This is a genomic window from Helicobacter sp. UBA3407, from assembly GCF_949747025.1.
Classification (GTDB): domain Bacteria; phylum Campylobacterota; class Campylobacteria; order Campylobacterales; family Helicobacteraceae; genus Helicobacter_D; species Helicobacter_D ganmani.
Genome location: NZ_CATKCB010000185.1, coordinates 1 through 3,026, shown reverse-complemented (window position 1 = coordinate 3,026; position 3,026 = coordinate 1). Strand labels below are relative to the sequence as shown.

Annotated in this window: 3 protein-coding genes and 1 pseudogene; 1 reads left to right on the top strand and 3 read right to left on the bottom strand. The window is 37.4% G+C overall.

The window, feature by feature from the left end:
• A pseudogene (locus Q1553_RS06860) lies at nt 1-495 on the top strand (phosphatase); the annotation flags it as partial.
• Nucleotides 496-515: 20 nt separating this feature from the next.
• On the opposite strand, the gene Q1553_RS06855 reads toward Q1553_RS06860, so the two are convergent.
• From Q1553_RS06855 to Q1553_RS06845, 3 genes are read right to left on the bottom strand one after another with little or no spacing between them, the layout of a single operon-like run.
• Complete coding sequence (locus Q1553_RS06855; protein ID WP_297579307.1) at nt 516-1,154, bottom strand: protein-L-isoaspartate(D-aspartate) O-methyltransferase; 639 nt, start codon at nt 1,152-1,154, stop codon at nt 516-518.
• Nucleotides 1,142-1,885, bottom strand: a complete 744-nt coding sequence (locus Q1553_RS06850) for a carbon-nitrogen hydrolase family protein (protein WP_297579324.1) — start codon at nt 1,883-1,885, stop codon at nt 1,142-1,144. Before Q1553_RS06850 ends, Q1553_RS06855 begins: the two co-directional genes overlap by 13 nt.
• The gene (locus tag Q1553_RS06845; protein ID WP_115550980.1) at nt 1,875-2,900 is read right to left on the bottom strand and encodes a ribonucleotide-diphosphate reductase subunit beta; all 1,026 of its coding nucleotides are present in this window, start codon (nt 2,898-2,900) and stop codon (nt 1,875-1,877) included. Before Q1553_RS06845 ends, Q1553_RS06850 begins: the two co-directional genes overlap by 11 nt.
• Between the last annotated feature and the right edge of the window lie 126 nt (nt 2,901-3,026).

Here is a 3,026-nt window from a genome sequence, read left to right as displayed (position 1 = left end):
AGTAGTGAGTTTGTACTTTGTGGAGAGAATGGGAATCTAGCAAGAAGTTTTGACATTGGAATTGTGAGTGCAAAGGAACGTTACGGGAGTGTGGAAAAATTGTTGGCACAAAGAGAGGAGTTTTTGAAACCGATTCTTTCGTTTATGCAAGAATGTTGTCAAAAGGGGAGAAAAGCGCGTTTTATGATGGCAAATAGTGGTACTCCTACAATGGTATGTGCTTTTAAGTTGGGGCTTATAGAATATAATGCAAGAGCAATTTTTGGCACAGAATTAACAAGAGAGGACTTTTCTGTGGAATTGGCGAAATTTTTAGCACTTTCTCAAGAATCGCAAGTCGGTCTTGTTGGAATGTATAAAGCTGATGTTGTGCCTTTTGGAATCGCTCTATTTACTTGCTTTATGGAGGCTTTAGGATTCCAAGAGTGTTTAGTGGTTGATGAGGGTTTGCGTGAAGGTGCTGTGATAGCGCATACGCTTGGGCTTTTGGATTGAAAAATTATAAACTCAAATCCTTAGGATTCTTTATCTAGCCCATTGAGCACAGGAACAAAAATACAATGCTCTAGTTCTTGCCTTTCGCTTAAGATTCCATTGCGTTTAATGAATCGCGTGATGACTTGCGCATTATCTATTTCTAATGGTGCGATGAGGATTCCACCTTCGCTTAACTGCGTGATAAGACTTTGAGGAATCTCTCTAATAGAAGCAGAAAACAAAATCCTATCATAAGGCGCGTAAGCACTCCAGCCCTTTTGCCCATCGTCTAGCTTGGTATTGATATTTGCAATCTCACATAATTTGATGCGCGTCCTTGCCTCTAAAAGTAATTTTTCAATCCTTTCAATGCTGAATACACGACGAATAAGCTTGCTTAAAATGGCTGCTTGATACCCACTTCCACAGCCGATTTCTAGCACAGAATCCGCACCATCACATTGTAAATATTCTGTCATTTTTGCAACTGTGAGTGGAGAGCTAATCCATTGACTAGCTCCCATAGGAAGAGCATCAAGAGTGTAAGCAAGGTGTGCAAAACCATTGGGAACGAAAATTTCACGATTAATGCTTAAAAATGCTTTTTCAACAGATGGGCTAAGGCGGAATCTCTTAGAGATTTCAAGCACCATATTTGCGGTTTTTAAGGATTGCATGGGGTTTTGCTAAGTCCAATATCAATAAATTTGCGTGCTTGTGTGATTTCGTTAAAATTTGCGCGCAAAGAAATCACTTCTTGCTCGTCGTCTTTGGTTGCATAGCCAAAAGGAGAGATAATTGCACTTCCTTTAGCACAAGTGTCGTTTGCACCGCTGCTAGCCATTACGAAGCTTTGCGTAGTGATTGCTAAAGCTTTGGAGAGGGTTTCAAAATTGTCTTTGCGCTCTTTTCCCCATTGTGCGGGAACAAAAATCAAATCACAACCTTTGAGAAGTTGCCAAAGCTCAATGAAACGTAATTCAAAGCAGTTGATTGCGCCACATACGATTCCATCAATCTCAAAAGGTGCAATTTCTGCTATATCCCCACTTTGGAAATGTAAATGCTCATTGCCTAGAGGAAAAAGCTTGTGTTTGCTTTGTTTGTGAAGTAATTCACCTTTGTAAAAGACTTTTAAGTTATTATAGAATCCATTGCGGTATTTTTCAATCATCGTAATTACGATGACTCTATCACTACAAAGACGCAAGAGTGATTCTGTGGCGACTTTGGCAAACTCGGCTGCCTCGTCCATTCTCTGATAGCAAAAATTTGTCAAGCAAACCTCGGGTGCTAAAATAATAGAATCGCTTTCGCAGTCTAAAATGAGATTCTTTAAATGTGTCAAATTGTCTTCAAAGTTTTGCTTTGTTTTAAGTTGTAAAGTGTAAAGTGGCTTAGAAATCATCAAAATTTATACTCCCTTTTGCGTAATTTGTTACATTTCCCTCAAAGAAATTTGTTTTTTGTTCATTGAATGAACTAAAAGAATCCACCCATTTAATAGGGTGTTTAGCGTTATAAAGCGGAGGCAAACCCACGCGCTTTAATCTATCATCGGCAAGATAGCGAATATATTCGTGGATAATCTCGCTTGTAAGTCCTAGAATCTGTCCTTGTGTAATATAATCTCCCCAAGCAGATTCTACTTTCACCGCCTCTCTAAACATTTCAATCACTTCTTCAATCAAGTCTTTAGTAAAAAGATGTGGCATTTCTTTTTTTAAGGAATTGATGAGGTTTTGGAATAGCAATAAATGCGTTACTTCATCGCGTTGGATAAAGCGAATCATTTGCGCGCTTCCTAGCATTTTGCCACTTCTTGCAAGTGTATAAAAAAAAGCAAATCCACTATAAAAATAGATTCCCTCTAGGATTTGATTGGCAAACATTGCCTTTAGAAGTGTGGATTCTGTGGGATTGAGTGCTAGTTCCTCATACACATTTGCAATGTAGTCATTTTTGTTTCTTAGCTGCATATCTGTGCGCCACATTTCATAGATTTCATCAGTATTTGCCGAAATGGATTCTACCATTACGGCGTAACTTTGGGAATGTAAGGCTTCTTCAAAAGCTTGACGCACTAAGATGAGATTGATTTCTGGGCTTGTGATATAGGGATTCACATTATCAATGAGGTTATTTGTCTGCAAAGAATCCATAAAAATAAGTTGCGCTAAGGCTCTATCGTAACCGATTTTTTCTTCTGGAGTTAAGCCATCAGCATAATCGCGTTTATCTTGTGTCATATTGACTTCTTCAGGAAACCAAGAGTTTGCAAGCATTACTTTCCAAAGATTATAAGCCCATTGGTATTTAATTTTATTCAGTTCAAAAATGCTTGTAGGATTACCCCCAAAGATTTTGCGCTCATTCACGCTTTCTTGGGAGTTTGGATTATAGATTTTTTTGCGATTAATCATAAAATTACCTTAAGAAAACATAAAATATTTAAGTGTAAAATAAAAGTAGAAATTATAGAATTTTAAAGCTTTAAAACTTATCAATTATATATAAAGAAATGATAAAGGCAAAGTATGAAAATGATT